The 16,575-nt window shown below is 63.2% G+C and carries 18 protein-coding genes; 10 read left to right on the top strand and 8 right to left on the bottom strand.

All coding sequences use genetic code 11. From position 1 onward, the window contains the following. The first annotated feature begins 9 nt into the window (after window positions 1-9). Genes FJ967_RS01755 through FJ967_RS01720 form a run of 8 tightly spaced genes read left to right on the top strand, consistent with a single transcriptional unit; the run spans window position 10 to window position 7,620 of the window. Window positions 10-657, top strand: a complete 648-nt coding sequence (locus FJ967_RS01755; RefSeq protein WP_140729990.1) for an amino acid ABC transporter permease — start codon at window positions 10-12, stop codon at window positions 655-657. 12 nt (window positions 658-669) lie between these two features. Further along, entirely contained in the window at window positions 670-1,329 is a 660-nt protein-coding gene (locus FJ967_RS01750; protein ID WP_140729989.1) for an amino acid ABC transporter permease, read from the top strand. Then, a complete protein-coding gene (locus tag FJ967_RS01745) occupies window positions 1,326-2,090 on the top strand; it encodes an amino acid ABC transporter ATP-binding protein (RefSeq protein ID WP_140729988.1) in 765 nt (254 codons plus the stop codon). Before FJ967_RS01750 ends, FJ967_RS01745 begins: the two co-directional genes overlap by 4 nt. 8 nt (window positions 2,091-2,098) lie before the next feature. Continuing rightward, entirely contained in the window at window positions 2,099-3,739 is a 1,641-nt protein-coding gene (locus tag FJ967_RS01740) for a N,N-dimethylformamidase beta subunit family domain-containing protein (protein ID WP_140729987.1), read from the top strand. 1 nt (window position 3,740) lies between these two features. After that, window positions 3,741-5,117, top strand: coding sequence for an aspartate aminotransferase family protein (locus FJ967_RS01735; RefSeq protein ID WP_140729986.1), 1,377 nt, complete (start codon window positions 3,741-3,743; stop codon window positions 5,115-5,117). Window positions 5,118-5,121: 4 nt separating this feature from the next. Beyond that, the gene (locus tag FJ967_RS01730) at window positions 5,122-6,051 is read left to right on the top strand and encodes a 3-keto-5-aminohexanoate cleavage protein (protein ID WP_140729985.1); all 930 of its coding nucleotides are present in this window, start codon (window positions 5,122-5,124) and stop codon (window positions 6,049-6,051) included. A gap of 31 nt (window positions 6,052-6,082) precedes the next feature. Beyond that, entirely contained in the window at window positions 6,083-6,595 is a 513-nt protein-coding gene (locus tag FJ967_RS01725; RefSeq protein ID WP_140729984.1) for a GNAT family N-acetyltransferase, read from the top strand. Next, a complete protein-coding gene (locus tag FJ967_RS01720) occupies window positions 6,592-7,620 on the top strand; it encodes a histone deacetylase family protein (protein WP_140729983.1) in 1,029 nt (342 codons plus the stop codon). The genes FJ967_RS01725 and FJ967_RS01720 overlap by 4 nt, the downstream gene beginning before the upstream one ends. A 15-nt stretch (window positions 7,621-7,635) precedes the next feature. Here FJ967_RS01720 and FJ967_RS01715 read toward each other — a convergent pair whose 3' ends face one another. The 3 genes from FJ967_RS01715 to FJ967_RS01705 form a co-directional block, all read right to left on the bottom strand. After that, window positions 7,636-8,901, bottom strand: coding sequence for a cysteine desulfurase-like protein (locus FJ967_RS01715; protein WP_140729982.1), 1,266 nt, complete (start codon window positions 8,899-8,901; stop codon window positions 7,636-7,638). Window positions 8,902-8,943: 42 nt separating this feature from the next. Then, window positions 8,944-10,011, bottom strand: a complete 1,068-nt coding sequence (locus FJ967_RS01710; protein ID WP_140729981.1) for an aldo/keto reductase — start codon at window positions 10,009-10,011, stop codon at window positions 8,944-8,946. A gap of 118 nt (window positions 10,012-10,129) precedes the next feature. Then, window positions 10,130-10,666 (bottom strand): hypothetical protein, encoded by a 537-nt coding sequence (locus FJ967_RS01705; RefSeq protein ID WP_246675143.1) that lies wholly within the window; start codon window positions 10,664-10,666, stop codon window positions 10,130-10,132. 302 nt (window positions 10,667-10,968) lie between these two features. Between FJ967_RS01705 and FJ967_RS01700 the strand changes: the two genes are divergently transcribed. Continuing rightward, window positions 10,969-11,133, top strand: coding sequence for a hypothetical protein (locus FJ967_RS01700; RefSeq protein WP_140729980.1), 165 nt, complete (start codon window positions 10,969-10,971; stop codon window positions 11,131-11,133). Between the two features lie 54 nt (window positions 11,134-11,187). Here FJ967_RS01700 and FJ967_RS01695 read toward each other — a convergent pair whose 3' ends face one another. Next, a complete protein-coding gene (locus FJ967_RS01695) occupies window positions 11,188-11,694 on the bottom strand; it encodes a DUF1993 family protein (protein ID WP_140729979.1) in 507 nt (168 codons plus the stop codon). Window positions 11,695-11,833: 139 nt separating this feature from the next. Here FJ967_RS01695 and FJ967_RS01690 point away from each other — a divergent pair, with 139 nt between their 5' ends. Beyond that, window positions 11,834-12,886, top strand: coding sequence for a DUF1176 domain-containing protein (locus FJ967_RS01690; protein WP_140729978.1), 1,053 nt, complete (start codon window positions 11,834-11,836; stop codon window positions 12,884-12,886). 70 nt (window positions 12,887-12,956) lie between these two features. Here the strand turns inward: FJ967_RS01690 and FJ967_RS01685 are convergent, their stop codons facing one another. Genes FJ967_RS01685 through FJ967_RS01670 form a run of 4 tightly spaced genes read right to left on the bottom strand, consistent with a single transcriptional unit; the run spans window position 12,957 to window position 16,543 of the window. After that, entirely contained in the window at window positions 12,957-13,856 is a 900-nt protein-coding gene (locus FJ967_RS01685) for an alpha/beta hydrolase (protein WP_181175637.1), read from the bottom strand. 32 nt (window positions 13,857-13,888) lie between these two features. Next, window positions 13,889-15,499 carry a molybdopterin-binding/glycosyltransferase family 2 protein gene (locus FJ967_RS01680; RefSeq protein WP_140729977.1) on the bottom strand — a complete coding sequence of 537 codons (1,611 nt, stop codon included), beginning with the start codon at window positions 15,497-15,499 and terminating at the stop codon, window positions 13,889-13,891. Next, entirely contained in the window at window positions 15,496-16,200 is a 705-nt protein-coding gene (locus FJ967_RS01675; protein WP_140729976.1) for an XdhC family protein, read from the bottom strand. The genes FJ967_RS01680 and FJ967_RS01675 overlap by 4 nt, the downstream gene beginning before the upstream one ends. Window positions 16,201-16,204: 4 nt before the next feature. Further along, window positions 16,205-16,543 carry an XdhC family protein gene (locus FJ967_RS01670; RefSeq protein ID WP_140729975.1) on the bottom strand — a complete coding sequence of 113 codons (339 nt, stop codon included), beginning with the start codon at window positions 16,541-16,543 and terminating at the stop codon, window positions 16,205-16,207. Window positions 16,544-16,575 lie beyond the last annotated feature (32 nt).

Here is a 16,575-nt window from a genome sequence, read left to right as displayed (position 1 = left end):
GGCTATCCCATGGACTTCTCCTTGATGAGCCGCGTCTTCCCGTTCTTCGTGGAAGCGGCGCTAGTGACGCTGGAACTGACGGTGCTGGCCCTGGTTCTGGGGCTCGCCGCGGCAGCGCTTGCGGCGGCGGCGAAGATGTCGAGATCGGCGATCCTGCGGACCATCGGCACCGCCTATGTCAGCCTGTTTCGCGGCACGCCCTGCCTGATCCAGCTGTTCGTGCTCTATTTCGGCGGACCGCAGATCGGCATCAATCTGGAACCGTTCGCGGCGGGCGTGATCGGTCTTGGCCTCAACATCGGCGCCTATATGGCGGAATCGATTCGCGGCGCGGTGATGGCGGTTGACCGGGGTCAGACGGAGGCTGCCCGCACCATCGGGTTCAGCCGTTTCCAGACCTTGCGCAAGGTGGTGCTGCCGCAAGCAGCGCGGCTGATGATACGCCCGCTCGGCGTCAACACCGTCGCCCTGCTCAAGGGGTCCGCGCTGGTATCCACCATTTCGGTGGTGGAACTGACCTATACGGCCCAACGCTTCATCGGTTCGACCTACAAGCCGTTCGAGATTTTCGGCGTCGCGGCGCTGCTTTACATGATCATGGTCTACGCCATCGCCCGCATCGTCGACATGCTCGACAAACGCTTTGCCATCGTCTGACGGGAGCGCTTGATGCAAGGTCTCGATTTCAGCGTCGTCGTGCCTTACTGGGACCTGCTCGTCACCGGGGCCTGGTGGACATCGGTGCTGACGGTCTCGGCGGGAGCGCTCAGTTTCGTCTTCGGCATTTTGTTTGCCGTGGTTGTGCTTTATGCCCCTGCGGTTCTCGCCTATCCCGTGCGCGCCTTCATGTGGGTGTTCATGGGTACGCCGCTCCTGCTGCAACTTTTCCTGATCTATTTCGGACTGGTGCAGATCGGCATCGACATCCCTGCCCTTGCCGCCGGCATCATCGGACTTGGGCTGCATTTTGCCGTCTACAATGCCGATATCATCCGCGCCGGCATCGTGGCCGTCGACACCGGCCAGACGGAGGGCGCGCGCAGCATCGGCTTCGGCAAATGGCAGGCGCTGCGCTACGTGGTGATACCGCAAGCCATCCGCAACACAGCGCCGCCGATCGGTGGCAATTTGATCGCGCTGCTGAAGGAATCCTCCATCGTTTCGGTCATCGGCATCGCCGAGCTCGTGCACTCGGCGCAACTGGCGATCAGCGAGACGTTCCGTCCGTTCGAATTCTACATCACGGCCGCCGCACTCTATTACATCTTGAACCTTGTGCTGGAAGCGGCCTTGCATCGGTTTGAACGGCATGTGGAGGTTTCCCGATGAGCATGCAACGGCCAATGGTGGAGGTACGCGGCGCCCGCAAAGCCTTCGGCGCCATCGAAGTTCTCAGGGGAATCGACCTGTCGGTCGAGCGCGGGCAGATCGTGGCGATCATCGGGCCGAGCGGTTCCGGCAAGAGCACGCTGCTGCGCTCGATCAACCATCTCGAGACCTTGAACGATGGCGAAGTCTGGCTGGACGGGGTGCAGGTCAACCAGAAGCTGCATGGCCAGGCCTTCGAGCGCCACATCAACGCGGTGCGCCAGCAAATGGGCATGGTGTTCCAGCACTTCAACCTGTTCCCGCATCTGAGCGTGCTCGATAACATCACCATGGGGCCGATAATCCTGAAAGGCATGCCCAAGGCCGATGCCAAGGCGCTTGCGCATGAGCTGCTCTCCAAGGTCGGGCTCGCCGACAAGATCGATGCCTACCCCTCTCGGCTTTCGGGAGGCCAGAAGCAGCGTGTGGCGATCGCCCGCGCGCTGGCCATGCAGCCCAAGGTGATGTTGTTCGATGAAGCCACTTCGGCGCTCGACCCGGAACTGGTCGACGAGGTCAACGCAGTGATGAAACAGCTTGCCGCCGAACACATGACCATGCTCATCGTAACGCACGAGATGCGCTTTGCCGGCGAAGTCGCCGATCGGGTGCTGTTCATGGATGGTGGCGTGGTCGTCGAAGAAGGCCCTCCGGCAGATATCTTTCGCGCGCCGGAGAAAGAACGGACGCGCGCCTTCCTCAAGAAATACCTCTCCACCTGAGTACGATCATGATCAGACTGCCCACGGAATTCCCAGACTTCGGACTGACGGCGGAGCAACGCCGCCACGCGGTGCGCGGCCATTATTACGAATGGCCAGGCATGGATGGCGAACGCGGCGAGATCTGGTGCTACAGCGACCGCTTTTCCTACCGCGCCGGCGAAACGGTTACGCTGCATGTCAGTTCGACAGCGCCATCCTTCGGCATGACCATCGTCCGCGACGGCGCCACCGAGGCGAAAGTGTTCGAGAAATCCGATATCGCGTCGCGCTGGCAGGAGAGCCCGGACCAGTGCTCGGCCGAGGGCTGCGGGTGGGATGCGTCGTTCGAATTCCGCGTCGGACAGGATTGGCCGTCCGGCGCCTACCGGGTCACGCTGACCGCCGATGGGCGCGACGGCAAGCCGATCCAGAGCCACCACATTTTCATCGTCTCTCCGCAACCCGGCAAAAAACCTGGCCGTGTGCTGCAGGTGGCGGCGACAGGCACCTGGCTTGCCTACAACACCTGGGGCGGTTCCAACCATTATCAGGGTATTACCGGGCCCGATCGCAACCAGTATTCCGCCGTCGTGTCGACGCAGCGCCCATGGTGCCGCGGCTTCGTCGTGCTGCCCAAGGATGCGCCGCGCGTGCCGTTGGAGGTCGCGGTGCCGCCGAAGACGGTGCCGCGCTATCCGCATATGGAATGGGCCCTCGCCACCGGTCATTCGAAGAAATACGCCTCGTCCGGCTGGGCCAGCTACGACAGCCACTTCTTCCGCTTTGCCGAACGCGCCGGCTATGGCGTCGACCTTGCCAGCCAGCATGATCTCCATGCCTCGCCTGAGATTCTCGACGGTTACGACTGCGCGGTGTTCGTCGGACACGACGAATACTGGACCTGGGAAATGCGCGATGCCGTCGACCACTATGTCGAGCGCGGCGGCCACGCGGCGCGCTTTGCCGGCAATTTCATGTGGCAGACGCGGCTGGAAGACGAGGGCCGCCGGCAGGTCTGCTACAAATATCGTGCCCGCGCTGAGGATCCGATCTACCGTAATGGCGACGTGACGCGCGCGACCAACTCCTGGGAAGCGCCCGAGATCGGCCGGCCGGGCGCCGAGACCTTCGGGCTCAATGCCACGCGCGGCCTCTATGCCGGCTGGGGCGGCTGCGCGCCGCGCGGCGTGCGTGGCTTTCCGGTTTACCGGCCCGAACACTGGGCATTCGCCGGCACCGGCATCTATTACGGCGACCTGCTCGGCGCCGACAGCCATGTCTATGGCTATGAGGTCGACGGGCTCGATTTCGAGATACGCGGCGGCCTGCCCTATCCGACCGACACGAGCGGTGCGCCGGATGGGCTGCAGGTGCTGGCCGTCGGCATGGCCAGCCAGGTCGAGGAAAGCGCCGACATCCCCATAGAAGACCAGTTCCTGACAGACGAAGATGGCCGCTTCAGCGCCGAAACGCTGTTCGGGGATCGGAGCGATGCAAGCCTCGAGAAGGTCAAGCGCAGCAATGGCATGATCGTCAATTTCCCGCGCGGCAAAGGCGAGGTGTTTCACGCCGGAAGCTGCGAATGGGTCGCCGGCCTGCTAAGACAAGACCCGATGGTCGAACGGGTCACCCAGAATGTCCTCGATCGTTATCTCGGAAAGTCCTGACATGTCGAAAGCCCAGACATCAGCCGAAAGCCGGCGCGAATCGCATCTTTTCTATCTGTCCAGCCTGCGCCGGCCGCTCATCGACCGCGCCGAAGGCATCTATATGTGGACGCAGGATGGCCGCCGTTTCATCGACGGATCGAGCGGCCCGATGGTCGCCAATATCGGCCACTCCAACCGCAATGTGCTCGACGCGATGAAGCGGCAGATGGACAAGGCGACCTTCGCCTACCGCCTGCATTTCGAGAACGAGCCGGCGGAAGAACTCGCGCGCGAGCTGGCCGGCAAATTGCCGGAAGGCATGGACCGTATCTTCTTCGTCTCGGGCGGCTCGGAAGCGACCGAATCCTGCATCAAGCTGGCCCGGCAATGGGCTGTCGCCACCGGCCAGGCCAGCCGCTGGAAAGTGATCACCCGTTTCCCCTCCTATCATGGCGGCACGCTCGGCTCGCTGTCGATCACCGGCGACGATGCGCTGGCCGAGACGTTCGAGCCGATGATGCGGGTCATGCCGACAGTGCCGGCTCCGACCGCCTGGCGCGACCGCGACAATCTCTCGATGGAACAGCGCGGCGTTCGCTACGCCGACATGCTGGAGGAAAAGATCCTCGCCGAAGGCCCCGAAAGCGTGGTCGCCTTCATCATGGAACCGATCGGCGGCGCCGCCACCGCGGCCCTGGTGGCGCCGGACAGCTATTATGCGCGCATCCGCGAGATCTGCGACCGCTACGGCATCCTGCTGATCCATGACGAGGTTATGAGCGGCGCCGGCCGCACCGGCAAATTCCTCGGCGGCGATCACTGGAACTGCAAGCCCGACATCGTCGCGCTGTCGAAAGGCCTGGGTTCGGGTTATGCGCCGCTCGGCGCGCTGGCAGCACCATTGCGGCTGGTGCAGCCGCTGCTTGCCTCCGGCGGCTTCCAGCATGGCCACACCTATGCCGGCAATCCGCTGGCCTGCGCCGCCGGGCTGGCGGTGCTTGGTGAAATGGACCGGCTCGACCTGATCGCCAATGCCGCCGCCATGGGCGACGTGCTCATGGACGGACTGAAAGGGCTCGCGAAACGCTTCCCCTTCATCGCCGATGTGCGCGGCAAGGGCCTTCTCACCGGTGCCGAGATGGTTGCCGATCCCGAGACGCTGAAGCCGATCGACCAGGGCCGAAAGGCAACGCAGCGCCTGCTCGACCTTGCCTATGAGCGCGGGCTGATCATCTATGGTCGCAAGGTCAAGGGCGGCGTTGACGGCGACAATTTCATGGTGGCGCCGCCGATGATCGTCACCAGCGAGCAGGTCGGCGAGATCATCGCCATTATCGGCGATTCGCTGCAGGTTCTGGCCGGCGAACTCGACCTGCCAGTCGACGGCCGGGGGTAGGGAAATGGCACCGCGAAAAGTCATCATCACCTGCGCCGTCACCGGCTCGGTGCACACGCCGTCAATGTCGCCCTATCTGCCGGTGACGCCGGACCAGATCGCCGCCGACGCCATCGCGGCGGCCGAGGCCGGCGCCTCGATCCTGCATCTTCACGCCCGCGATCCCGGCGATGGCCGGCCGACAGCCGATCCAGACGTGTTCATGCAGTTTCTGCCGCGCATCAAGCAGGCGACATCAGCGGTGATCAACATCACCACCGGCGGCTCCTCGCTGATGACGCTGGACCAGCGTCTGGCGGCGCCGCTCAGGGCGGAGCCGGAAATGTGCTCGCTCAACATGGGTTCGATGAATTTCGCGCTGTTCCCGATGCTCGACAAACCCAGGCAGTGGCAGCACGAATGGGAGCCGAAGCTGCTGGAAGCCACGCGCGACACCATCTTCAAGAACACCTTCGCCGACATGGAAGGCGTCTTGGAACGGCTCGGCAAGGGCTGCGGCACGCGCTTCGAATTCGAATGCTACGATGTCGGCCATCTCTACTCCCTGGCGCATTTCCGCGACCGAGGGCTGGTTTCGGGGCCGCTCTTCATCCAGTTCGTGCTGGGTATCCTGGGCGGTATCGGCGCCGACCCGGACAATCTCATCCATATGAAGCGGATCGCCGACAAATTGTTCGGCGACAGCTACCAGTTTTCGGTGCTGGCCGCCGGCCGCAACCAGATGCCGCTGATCTCGATTGCCGCGGCGATGGGCGGCAACGTCCGCGTCGGGCTGGAAGACAGCCTCTATGATGGCCGCCAGTTGGCGAAATCCAACGCCGACCAGGTGCGCCGCATCCGTGGCATTCTCGATGGGCTGTCGCTGGAGGTTGCCACGCCCGCGGAAGCGCGCGACATGCTGGCGCTGAAGGGTGGCGACCGGGTGGCGTTTTGACGCCGATGTTTTGAGAAGAAGACAAGCCGAGATGACTGCCTCCTCCAAAGTCACCCTGCGCCCCGGCAGCATCGACGACGTCGAAACCATTCACACCGCACTGCTCAAACTCGGCACGCATATCGGGGCGCACCAGGAGATTGTCTCGACCGTGGATGATTTGCGCCGCTACGGCTTTGGCGAGAAACCTGCCTTCTCGACGCTGATCGCCGAGGTGGATGGCGAATTCGCCGGGCTTTGCCTCTCTTTCCCGATCTTCTCGACCTGGATGGGACGGCCCGGCGTCTATGTGCAGGATCTCTATGTCGAGGACCGGTTTCGCGGTCGCAAGATCGGGGAACGCCTGCTGCGACGCGTGGCGGCCGAGTGCCGCAGGGATGGCGGCGTCTATCTCAGGCTGTCCGTCGACACCGACAATGAGGGCGCCAAGGCTTTTTACGAGAGACTGGGCATTGGCTGGTCGAGCTACGAGCAGACGCAGAAAATCATCGGCGATGCCTTTTTCGCCTTCGCCGATGCGCCGGAAAATGTGGAGCAGCAATGAAAGTCTTCTACGCGCAGGAACAGAAGCGCCACGACCCCAAGGCCTTTCTGTCCAGCGGCGCCGCGCAGCCCAATCCAGAAAAACCCGAGCGCGTCGAGAGATTGTTAGCCGGCGCAAAATCTGCCGGATGCGTGATCGAGCGCCCGAAAAATCACGGGCTTGCGCCGGTTTCGGCGGTGCATACGCCTGAGTATCTCGATTTCCTCGAACATATTTTCGAGCGCTGGCAGCGGATCGAAGGTGCTTCCGCCGAGGTCATCCCCAACATCCACCCGATCGCGCGCGGCGGATCCTATCCTGCCTCCGCTGTCGGCCAGGCCGGCTACCACATGGCCGATACGGCTTGCCCGATCTCCGGCGAGACATGGCAAAGCGCGCTGTGGAGCGCCTGGAGCGCCGTCGAGGCGGCGGAAACGGTGATGGCAGGCGCTTCCAGCGCCTATGCGCTGTGCCGGCCGCCCGGCCACCACGCCTTCGCCGATGTCGCCGGCGGCTTCTGTTTCATCAACAATTCGGCCGTCGCGGCACAGATATTGCGCAAACAGGCGGCGCGCGTGGCGATCCTCGATGTCGACCTGCATCACGGCAATGGCACACAAGGCATTTTCTATGCCCGCCCCGACGTGCTCACGGTCTCGCTGCACGCCGATCCGGTGCGTTTCTATCCGTTTTTCTGGGGCCATGCGGACGAGCGCGGCGAAGGTCCTGGGCTCGGCTACAATTTCAACCTGCCGCTGCCGCGCAAATCGGCCGACGCGGCATTTCTGGAAGCGCTTGGCGTGGCGTTCCAGCGCATCCGCGCCTTCTCGCCCGACGCGCTTGTCGTAGCGCTCGGCCTCGACGCCTTCGAGGGCGATCCGTTCGGCGGACTTTCGGTGACGACGCCGGGCTTCTCGCGCATCGGCGAGGCCATCGCCGGTCTTGGCCTGCCGACGGTCATCGTCCAGGAAGGCGGCTATCTCTGCGACGCGCTGGGCGACAACCTCACCGCCTTTCTCACCGGGTTTGGCGGCAAGGCGCGGTAAGGGTTCAAGCCAGCGTCAGGAGCGTTGCTGCCTGAGCATGGCAATCACGCGATGCACGCTCTCCAGCGTCTCGTCGATTTCGGCCGCCGTGTTGTAGTGGGCGATGCCGACGCGCACGACGCCTTGTTCGGCCGGAATGCCGAGCTGGTGGACGATCTCCCAGGCATAGTTGTGGCCTGACCACAGGAAGATGTTTTCGGCGTTCATCTGCCGCACGATCGTCTCCGGCACGATGCCGTCCACGGTGAAGGAGACGGTCGGCACGCGCTCATGGATGCGCGCCGGATCGGTGATGCCATGGATCGTCAGCCCTGAGATGTCGGACAGGCCGTCGATCAGCCGCAGCGCCAGCGGATTTTCGTAGCCGATCGACACTTCGAACGCCTTGGCGATCTTCTTCCGTCTCGAGCCGCCCTCGCCTGCCACCGCGCCAAGCCCGGCAAAATAATCAACAGCCGCCGTGAGCCCTGCCATCAGCTCGATCTGCGGCGTGCCGAGCTCGAACCGTTCCGGCAAACCATTCGACGAGCAGCGGCATTTGTAGGCCTTCAGGCCTTCGAGCAGATCGCGCCGGCCCCACAGGATGCCCATATGCGGGCCGAAGAATTTGTAGCCCGAGCAGATCAGAAAGTCGCAGCCGAGGTCCTGCACGTCGACCAGGCCATGCGGCGCGAATTGCACGGCGTCGACATAGACCAGGGCGCCAGCCCTCTTTGCCAGGCCGGTCAGCGACTTGACCCGATTGATCGAGCCCGTGAGGTTGCTGGCGTAATTCAACGCCACCAGCCTTGTCCTGGTGGACAACAGCCCGGCCAGCGTCGCCTCCTCAACCTGCCATGTCTTCTCGTCGAACGGCAGCCAGCGCACGACCAGGCCGAGATCATCAGCCAGTTGCAGCCAGGGCGAGACATTGCCCTCATGGTCCATGCGGGTGAGGATGATCTCGTCGCCTGATTGCAGCGTCCGGCCAAGCGTGCGCGACATGTGATAGGTAAGCGTCGTCATGTTGGCGCCGATGATGATCTCCTCGGCACTTGCCGCGCCGAGAAAATCCGCCATCGCCTGGTGTGCCTGGTCGACGACCTGCTGTGCGGCGATCGTCGTCTCGAAATAGCCGCCCAGATTGGCGTTGGTTGTCAGAAGGCAGTGCGAGACCGCATCGGCAACCGCCCGAGGCACCTGCGTGCCGGCGGGATTGTCGAGATAGATGCGGCGACGGCCCTTGTCGGTGAGGGCAAGTGCCGGAAATTGGGCGCGCACCCCGTCAATCTGAAATGTCATTGGTCCCTCCCCGTTCTGCTGTTCGCTGTCAGGCCGCCCTGCTCAAGGACACGGATTGCCGTTGCGCTGGTGGATGGCATCGACCGCCTTCTGCATCTCCTCGGTCCAGACGACGTCCACCGAGGCCAGCGCCATTTCCAGCTGCGCAATGGTTGTCGCGCCGATGATGTTGGAGGTCACGAAGGGCCGGCTCGAAACATAGGCATTGGCAAACAGCGCCGGCTCCAGGCCGAAGGAGCGCGCCAGTTCATTATATTCGAGCAGCACCTCGGCGGCATTGGGCGTTTCGTAGCGCTGGCCACGGTTGAAGAGTTGCGAGCGCGAGCCCTGCGGGCGGGCACCATGGTCGTATTTGCCGGTCAGGTAGCCCTGCGCCAGCGGCGAATAGGCAAGCAGCGAGACATCCTCGCGCTCGCAGACTTCGGCGAGGTTCACCTCGAAGGTGCGGTTGACCAGATTGTAGGCGTTCTGAATCGATGCGACGCGCGGGCCGCCGCCTTTGTCCGCCTCGGCGAGATAACGCATCGTGCCCCAGGAACTCTCGTTCGAGAGACCGAAATGGCGAATCTTGCCAAGCTTCACCAGTTCCTCGAAAACCGCAAGCGTTTCGGCGATCGGCGTTTCGTTGCTCGGGGCGCCCTGTGCATCGGCGCGCCGCGCCACCGCCCCGACGCGTGTCGGGTTGGCGCCCCAGGGAATATCCCGTTCCGGCCAGTGGATCTGGTAGAGATCGAGATAATCCGTGCCGAGCTTGGCCAGCGACTTGTCGATGGCGTCGAAGATATCGGCCCGCACCAGCTGCGAGGGCCTGTCACCGCGAAACCAGGTGTTGGCGGTGCGGCCGACGACCTTGGAGGCGAGGATCACCTTGTCGCGATTACCCCTGGCCTTCATCCAGCTGCCGATGATCTTTTCGGTCGTCCCTTGCGTCTCCGCCTTGGGCGGGATCGAGTAGAGTTCGGCGGTGTCGATGAAATTCACCCCGCGCGAGAAAGCCAAGTCCATCTGGGCATGGCCCTCGGCTTCGGTGTTCTGCTGACCCCAGGTCATCGAGCCCAGGCAAATCTGGGTCACAAGAAGGTCGGTCCGGCCAAGACGGCGTTTATGCATGGAATTCTGCTCCGAAGGGAAGACTGGCGCGGCTGCGCGGGAGGGAAGCGGTATCCTATAGGAAAGCCGGGCTGCTCTCCAACCCTTGGCACACCGACTTTTGCGTGAATGGCGGTGTTTAGCGGCGGGCCGCGGCCAGCGCGCGGCGCTTGGCTTCGTCGATCAGCATGTTGGCCACCTGCATGCGGATCATCGCGCGCTGGCGCAAATGCGGGGCGACGCGATCGGGATGGTTGGTGAAAGCAAAGCTGCGACGCATGCGGCCGAAATCGGCAACGCTCTTGGAATGATCCAACCCCAGTTCGACCGCTATCGATTCCGGATCGATCGGCGGCAATTTTTCCTCCGGCTTCGGCTCTTCGCCGGCCAGAGCGAGCTTCGCATGGTCAAGCAAGGCGGCGAATTCGGTCGCCAGGTCGGCGCCTGCTTCGCGATAGTCGGAAGCGGACACCTTGATGCGGCCGGAATGGAGTTCGTCGGCAACCGAGAGATAGTCGAACGGAATCGAGGGACGCGCGCCGGTCTCTTCGCCCTCGATGCCGTCGCCCTTGTCGGAGGCGACGAAGAGGTCGTCGAGCAGCGAGGCGAAATCCCGCTTGGCGCCGGTAACGATGTCAGCCTCCCCCGTGCTCGACTGTCCAGTGCCTCTGAACATAGAAGCGGCTCGTTAAAAATAAATGCCACTCTCGCGATGAATTTGGCGGTCTGGCAGCCCGATCCGCGCAAAAAGCCGGACTGCACTTTCATGCAGTCCGGAAATTCGCCAGGAGTGGCGAGGAAAAACTGGCCATGTGCCAGCGTCGAAGCCTACGATTGGCGCGGCGAAAGAGTTTCATCGGCCGCAAAAAAATTTTATGAAAATCGTCCTGACATGGCAGGCATGCAAATGCTGCACTGCACAATTGTCACGATTCACCTATATTGTCTGGCGTGGAGGACCAACCAGGAGCCTGAATCATGGGTTTCTTCACGGAAATGTTCGCCAGGCCGCGCCCGCAGGAACATCAGAGATATCGTTCGGCGCTCGCGCTGCTTCATTCGATGAGCAATGCCGAGCGCGCCGACATCGGCATCAAGCCCGCCGACTTCCCACGTATCGCCCGCGAAATGTCCATCCGCTAAGATGCATTCCACGAGATGTCCCGGATCGATCCGGGACATCGCGAACTTCACGCCTCAACGCGATCCCAGGAAGGTCGCCTTGCCCAGCGGCACGCCATTGTGGCGAAGGATGTCGTAGGCGGTGGTGAGGTGGAAATAAAAGTTGGGCATGGCCACATGCAGCAGATACTGCATGCCGCCCAAGGTCGTTTCGCGGCCTCCCAGTTTCAACTCGATCATCCTGTCGTCCGAGCCGTCCATATCGGCGGCCGAAAAAGTCGCCAGAAGGGCAACGGTCTTGGCTATCCTGGCCTCGAGATCGGCAAAGCTTGCCTCATTGTCCTCGTACTTCGGCACTTCGCGGCCGGCCAGCCGTGACGGCGCGCCCTTTGCATGGTCGGTTGCGATCTGCACCTGCCGGGTCAAGGCGAACATGTCGGGTGCAAGCCGCGCCGTCAAAAACACCTGCGGGTCGATCTTGCGGTCAAGCGCATTCTGTTCGGCTGCCGCAAGCACGTTGGAAAGTGCTTTCAGCCTGGCTGAAAACACGGGCACGGATGCCTCATACATGGATATCGTCACGTCAAATCTCCTGTCCGACCGAACGCCGGCCGACAGGAGGTGCGCCTTCAAACACGATTCTTCAAGCACCACTGACGCGGCGTCACCACGTCGCCGCAATCGGCATGGTAGAATCTTCGTTATCGAGCGGAGATTCCCGATGAGACGCGCCCTTTTCGCAGCGACTGCCCTTCTCTCCCTTGCCACGACAGGCCAAACGGCATTGGCCGCCGAGGATAAGCCCGAAGCGCCCTATGTCGATGATCGCTCGAACGCCGAGGCGGTCGTGCGCTCGCTCTACAGCGCCATCAACCGGCACGAATTCGCCCGCGCCTGGGGCTACTACGGAGATACAAAGCCGGCAAAAGATTTCGACACATTCGTCAAAGGCTATGACGGCACCGATACGGTGGAGGTCAAAACCGGCGCTGTCTCGGACGACGGCGCGGCGGGCAGCATCTATTACAACGTCCCCGTTGCCATCCAGGCAACCGACAAGAAGGGCGAGGCGAAGGTTTTCGCCGGCTGCTACACGCTGCGCCAGGCGAATGCCCAGAACCAGGCAGCACCGCCCTTCGATCCCATCCATATCGAAAAAGGCGCGCTGAAACCCTCTACAGCCGACTTTGAGGAAGCCGTGCCGCCAAGCTGCGGCGACGGCCCACCGCCACCGAAGAAGGATACTGCGCTGGAGCAGGCCAAGAAGGCTTTTCTGGCGACCTATGGCGACCAGTGCGACAAGGACCTTCTGGCCAATGAGCCGGAGGTTTTTTCGATCAAATACAAGGACAAGAATGCTCAGCCGGGCGACGCGGACAAGGAGACCCGCCTGTTCCATTTCTCCTGCTCGGCCGCCGCCTACAATGAAAGCTCGGTCTACTACATGACCGACGAGGTGGACGGTGTCAGGCAATTGCAGTTCGCCGAACCAGAGACCGACATACGCTACGAGAACAATGACAGTGAAGGCAAACTGCTGAGCGTGACGGTGATCGGCTTCCAGACCACGGGGTGGGCGGTCAATTCAGACTATGACGCGGACACTCACACGATCACCACGTTCAACAAATGGCGCGGCGTCGGCGATGCCTCGGACTCCGGGACATACCTGTTCCGCAACGGCGATTTTTCGCTGGTCCAGTATGATGTCGACGCGTCCTATGACGGCGAGGAGAACCCGCAAACCATCGTCGACTACAACACCGCGCCATAGAGCAATTCCAGCAAAAATGTGAGCGGTTTTCCGTCCGGAATTGTGTTAAAACAAAGAGATAGAGTGGCCGTCAAGGCGCTTTAGACAGCATCCAGTTGAGCGTGCCGCGCCAGTCCACCATGCGGATCGGCGTGCCATGGGTGCCGGTCTCGAAACGGACGAAGCGGGTCGGATAGGGATACGCCTTCGATTTCGCGATGATGGAGCGGAAGAAGGCTTCCTGGTTCGCCACGGGAAACACCACGTCGTGACTGCCCTGGCCGAAAAACACCGGGACATGGCGTTTGAAGGCGGGGCTGCCGAAAAAGCTCTCGTCCCATAGCGATCCGAGCAGCAGCAACCCGTTTATGCGCCGGCCAGTATCATTGCGGGCCGCAAGCTTCCAACACAGCGCGCCACCCATCGAGCCGCAGGCGACGAAGATCTTCGCGCCCGGCGATTGTTCGGCATAGTGATCGATCAGCGCCGCGACCTGTGCGGCGCCCTTGTCGCCGAAATCCGGAAAATCGGGGCTGAGATAAAGCCCGCCATTGCCGGCCATCAGGTTCTTGAGCCGGTTGAAGTTGCCGCCGAAGGTGAAGTCGTCGACGCCTTGCTTGCGGCTTCCGCCCTGCCCATGCAGGTAAAGCACGATGACGGCGGCCCCTTGCGTCTTGCCGACGGCGACATGCCTGACATCGCCGGCATCCGTCTTCAGCATCAGGTCCTGCTGCGCCTTGCGCACGCCGGTGTCGGTATACTGGGCGCGCACGCGCTTTTCGGGCACCTCATCGCGCTGGTTGATGTCACGCATCTCACGGTAGTCGATGACCGTGTAGGCACCTTTGCTGTCGGACGAGAGCGCTGCCGGATAGGCGAAGAGATCGTCCTTGAAGGGTTTCAGCTCGAGCGCGTCGGCGTCGGCGACAACGCAAAGAGCAAACGTCGCGGCCAGAAGGGCGTGAAAAGACGAAAGAGCACGAAAAGCCATTCCCGAGGCATGCGGAGTCCAGGCCGGGTTTGTCAATCCTGCAGGACGCCGCCGGCCCCTTCGAGCGCCTCGCGCGTGTCGACATCGACGGATGCCCCCTCGCCGATCTCGACATCGACGACGTCGAGCCCTTCGGCCTCGACCAGATGGCGTGCGCCGGTATCGCCTTCGAGATGGGCGACGGCCGAAAACAGCGAGCGTGGCAGGAGCACCGGATTGCCGCGTTTGCCTTCATGCGAAGCGCGAACCACGCAATTGCCTCCGGCCGCACGGAACGTGTCGATCAGCCGGTCAAGGTCGCCAGGAGCGACGCCCGGCATGTCACCCAGAACGATCATGGCACCCGCGACCTCCTGCGGCAGATAGGCGATACCGGCCTTGAGCGACGTCGACAGGCCATCGGCAAAGTCGGGATTGTCGGCGAAGGTGACGTCGAGGCCAGACAATGCCGCGCGCACCCGCTCGCGCTGATGGCCGGTGACGACCACCGTGCCCGACGCCTTCGAGGCGAGAGCGCGTTCGGCGGTGCGGCGCACCAGCGGCTGGCCGTCGAACAACGCCATCAGCTTGTTCGGTCCGCCCATCCGGCTCGATCGGCCCGCCGCCAGAAGCACAATCCCGACCTTGAGCCGGTTTTTGCCCGGCAGCGGCTCGCGCGGCTGTGGCCGTGTCGGAATTTCCATCAGCAGGCCGCCGACGCCCATGCCGGCAATGTCGCCCGCCGTGACGTCAAGGCCGGCTATCAACCGGTCGAGCACCCAGTCGAAGCCGTTCTCCTTGGGGCTGCGGGCACAACCAGGCGCGCCGATGACGCGCTTGCCGCCGAGCGTGCCCAGCACCAGCAGGTTGCCGGGGTCGACCGGCATGCCGGCGCGGACGACAGTCCCCCCGGCCCTCTCGATCGCCGCCGGAACGACATCGGCGAAATCGCTCATGGCGGAAGCCCCAAAGATCACCACCATGTCGTTGTCGCGCGCGAGCGCGGCGGCGGCCTCGGCGACAGGGCCAATCTCATGCGGGGTGCGGCGTTCCGCCGTCAGCCTGCCGCCCGAGCGTGCCAGCCGCGCTTCGGTAACGCGCAAGGTCTTGTCGAGCACGGTTGGCTTGATGCCCGGCAGCACCGTCTGGATGACGCCGACGCGAACCGGGCGATAGGCGTTGACGGCAAAGATTTCGCCGCCCGCGCAGATCTTCATCACGGCGTCGACCAGTGGGGAGGAGACCGCGAAGGGGATGATCTTGACCGTCGCCACCATCTGACCCTTTTCGACCGGTGCATGCCGGGCCAGGGTCGCGATGGTGATGGCCGGATCGACGGCATTGATGGCGTCGATGAGAGCGGCATCGACCGTGAAGATGCCAGCCGCGCTGGCGTGGAGATTGACCCGACCGGTGGCGGCGGGCCTGGCCTCGATGCCCCTAAAGGTCATGCTCCCGGCAATTTTGTGCGCCGCGGCGTCCTCGCCCAGGTCATCCAGCGCAAGCACGGCGGCGACAACCTGCAGGATACCAGCGCTCCTGAGCAGGGAGACATCTTCGGCGTTCAGCCTGTGCGCCTTTCGGAAACGCTTCTCGCCGGCGGTGGTGGCATGCGCCAGAACCGCTCCCTCGGCCGCCTCGATCGGGATCGGGCCGAACTTCACGCCGCCGCGCCCTTGGCTTGAATACCGCGCGAGCGGAAGGCAAGGATGGTCTGGGCAAGGATTGCGACGGCGATCTCGGCGGGGCTTGCCGCCCCAATGTCGAGCCCGATCGGCGCGTGGATGCGAGCGATCTGGTCGGCACTAGCGCCCAGCGCCAGCAGGCGCTCGACGCGCTTGGCATGCGTCTTGCGGCTGCCAAGCGCCCCGACATAGAAGCAGTTGGCGTCGAGTGCCGCCTTCAGCGCGAAATCGTCGATCTTGGGGTCATGGGTGACGGCGGCGAGCGCCGTGTAGGCGTCGAGCGGCTGGCGTTCGAGCACATCCTGCGGCCATTCGGCACGCAAGGCGACATCGGGGAAACGGTCCGACGTGGCGAAGGCGGTGCGTGGATCGATGATCTCCAAGGGATAGCCTGAGATCCGGGCCATCGGCGCCAGCGCCTGGCTGATATGAACGGCGCCGATCACCACAAGGCGCGGCCGCGGCAGATGCGCGTTGAGAAAGAAAGTCCGCCCTTCCGCCTCGACAGAACCGGAATTGCCCGATCGAAATGTCTTGGCGATCGCCGCTCCGAGATCGCCGGCGACCTGATCGCCCTCTCGCACGATACGATCGCGACCGTCACCAAGATCGGTGACGAGGATCGCCGCGCGGCGGGCGCGTCTTTCGGCATTGAGGGTTTTCAGCGCATAGGGGTCCATTGGATCAGCCGAGCCTCTCCACATAAACCTTGATACGGCCGCCGCAGGACAGGCCCACTTGCCAGGCCGTCTCGTCGGCAACACCGAACTCCAGCATCCTGGCCTTGCCGGAGCCGATGACGTCGACCGCCTCGGTCACCACGGCGCCCTCGACGCAGCCGCCCGAAACCGAACCGTGGAAATTGCCGTCGGCATCGATGACAAGATGGCTGCCGACCGGGCGCGGCGCCGAACCCCAGGTCTCGACCACGGTCGCGATAGCGACATCCTTGCCGTCCTTCATCCAGGCTTCCGCGATGATCAGCGGGTCGCGGGCCTCATCGAGATAGAGATTGTCGCTCATCGTTGCTTCTCTCAGGGTCTGTTTTTCCAGGG

It is taken from the genome of Mesorhizobium sp. B2-3-4, assembly GCF_006442315.1.
Classification (GTDB): Bacteria; Pseudomonadota; Alphaproteobacteria; order Rhizobiales; family Rhizobiaceae; genus Mesorhizobium.
This window is presented reverse-complemented; position numbering and strand designations above follow the sequence as displayed.

What these genes read in the sequence shown, in the direction of transcription:
- FJ967_RS01720 (WP_140729983.1), top strand. Translation starts at nt 6,592, where the DNA reads ATGAAAGTCTTCTACGCGCAGGAACAGAAGCGCCACGACCCCAAGGCC.
- FJ967_RS01750 (WP_140729989.1), top strand. Translation starts at nt 670, where the DNA reads ATGCAAGGTCTCGATTTCAGCGTCGTCGTGCCTTACTGGGACCTGCTC.
- FJ967_RS01675 (WP_140729976.1), bottom strand. Translation starts at nt 16,200, where the DNA reads ATGGACCCCTATGCGCTGAAAACCCTCAATGCCGAAAGACGCGCCCGC.
- FJ967_RS01710 (WP_140729981.1), bottom strand. Translation starts at nt 10,011, where the DNA reads ATGCATAAACGCCGTCTTGGCCGGACCGACCTTCTTGTGACCCAGATT.
- FJ967_RS01730 (WP_140729985.1), top strand. Translation starts at nt 5,122, where the DNA reads ATGGCACCGCGAAAAGTCATCATCACCTGCGCCGTCACCGGCTCGGTG.
- FJ967_RS01740 (WP_140729987.1), top strand. Translation starts at nt 2,099, where the DNA reads ATGATCAGACTGCCCACGGAATTCCCAGACTTCGGACTGACGGCGGAG.
- FJ967_RS01690 (WP_140729978.1), top strand. Translation starts at nt 11,834, where the DNA reads ATGAGACGCGCCCTTTTCGCAGCGACTGCCCTTCTCTCCCTTGCCACG.
- FJ967_RS01735 (WP_140729986.1), top strand. Translation starts at nt 3,741, where the DNA reads ATGTCGAAAGCCCAGACATCAGCCGAAAGCCGGCGCGAATCGCATCTT.
- FJ967_RS01700 (WP_140729980.1), top strand. Translation starts at nt 10,969, where the DNA reads ATGGGTTTCTTCACGGAAATGTTCGCCAGGCCGCGCCCGCAGGAACAT.
- FJ967_RS01705 (WP_246675143.1), bottom strand. Translation starts at nt 10,666, where the DNA reads ATGTTCAGAGGCACTGGACAGTCGAGCACGGGGGAGGCTGACATCGTT.
- FJ967_RS01715 (WP_140729982.1), bottom strand. Translation starts at nt 8,901, where the DNA reads ATGACATTTCAGATTGACGGGGTGCGCGCCCAATTTCCGGCACTTGCC.
- FJ967_RS01755 (WP_140729990.1), top strand. Translation starts at nt 10, where the DNA reads ATGGACTTCTCCTTGATGAGCCGCGTCTTCCCGTTCTTCGTGGAAGCG.
- FJ967_RS01725 (WP_140729984.1), top strand. Translation starts at nt 6,083, where the DNA reads ATGACTGCCTCCTCCAAAGTCACCCTGCGCCCCGGCAGCATCGACGAC.
- FJ967_RS01685 (WP_181175637.1), bottom strand. Translation starts at nt 13,856, where the DNA reads ATGGCTTTTCGTGCTCTTTCGTCTTTTCACGCCCTTCTGGCCGCGACG.
- FJ967_RS01670 (WP_140729975.1), bottom strand. Translation starts at nt 16,543, where the DNA reads ATGAGCGACAATCTCTATCTCGATGAGGCCCGCGACCCGCTGATCATC.
- FJ967_RS01745 (WP_140729988.1), top strand. Translation starts at nt 1,326, where the DNA reads ATGAGCATGCAACGGCCAATGGTGGAGGTACGCGGCGCCCGCAAAGCC.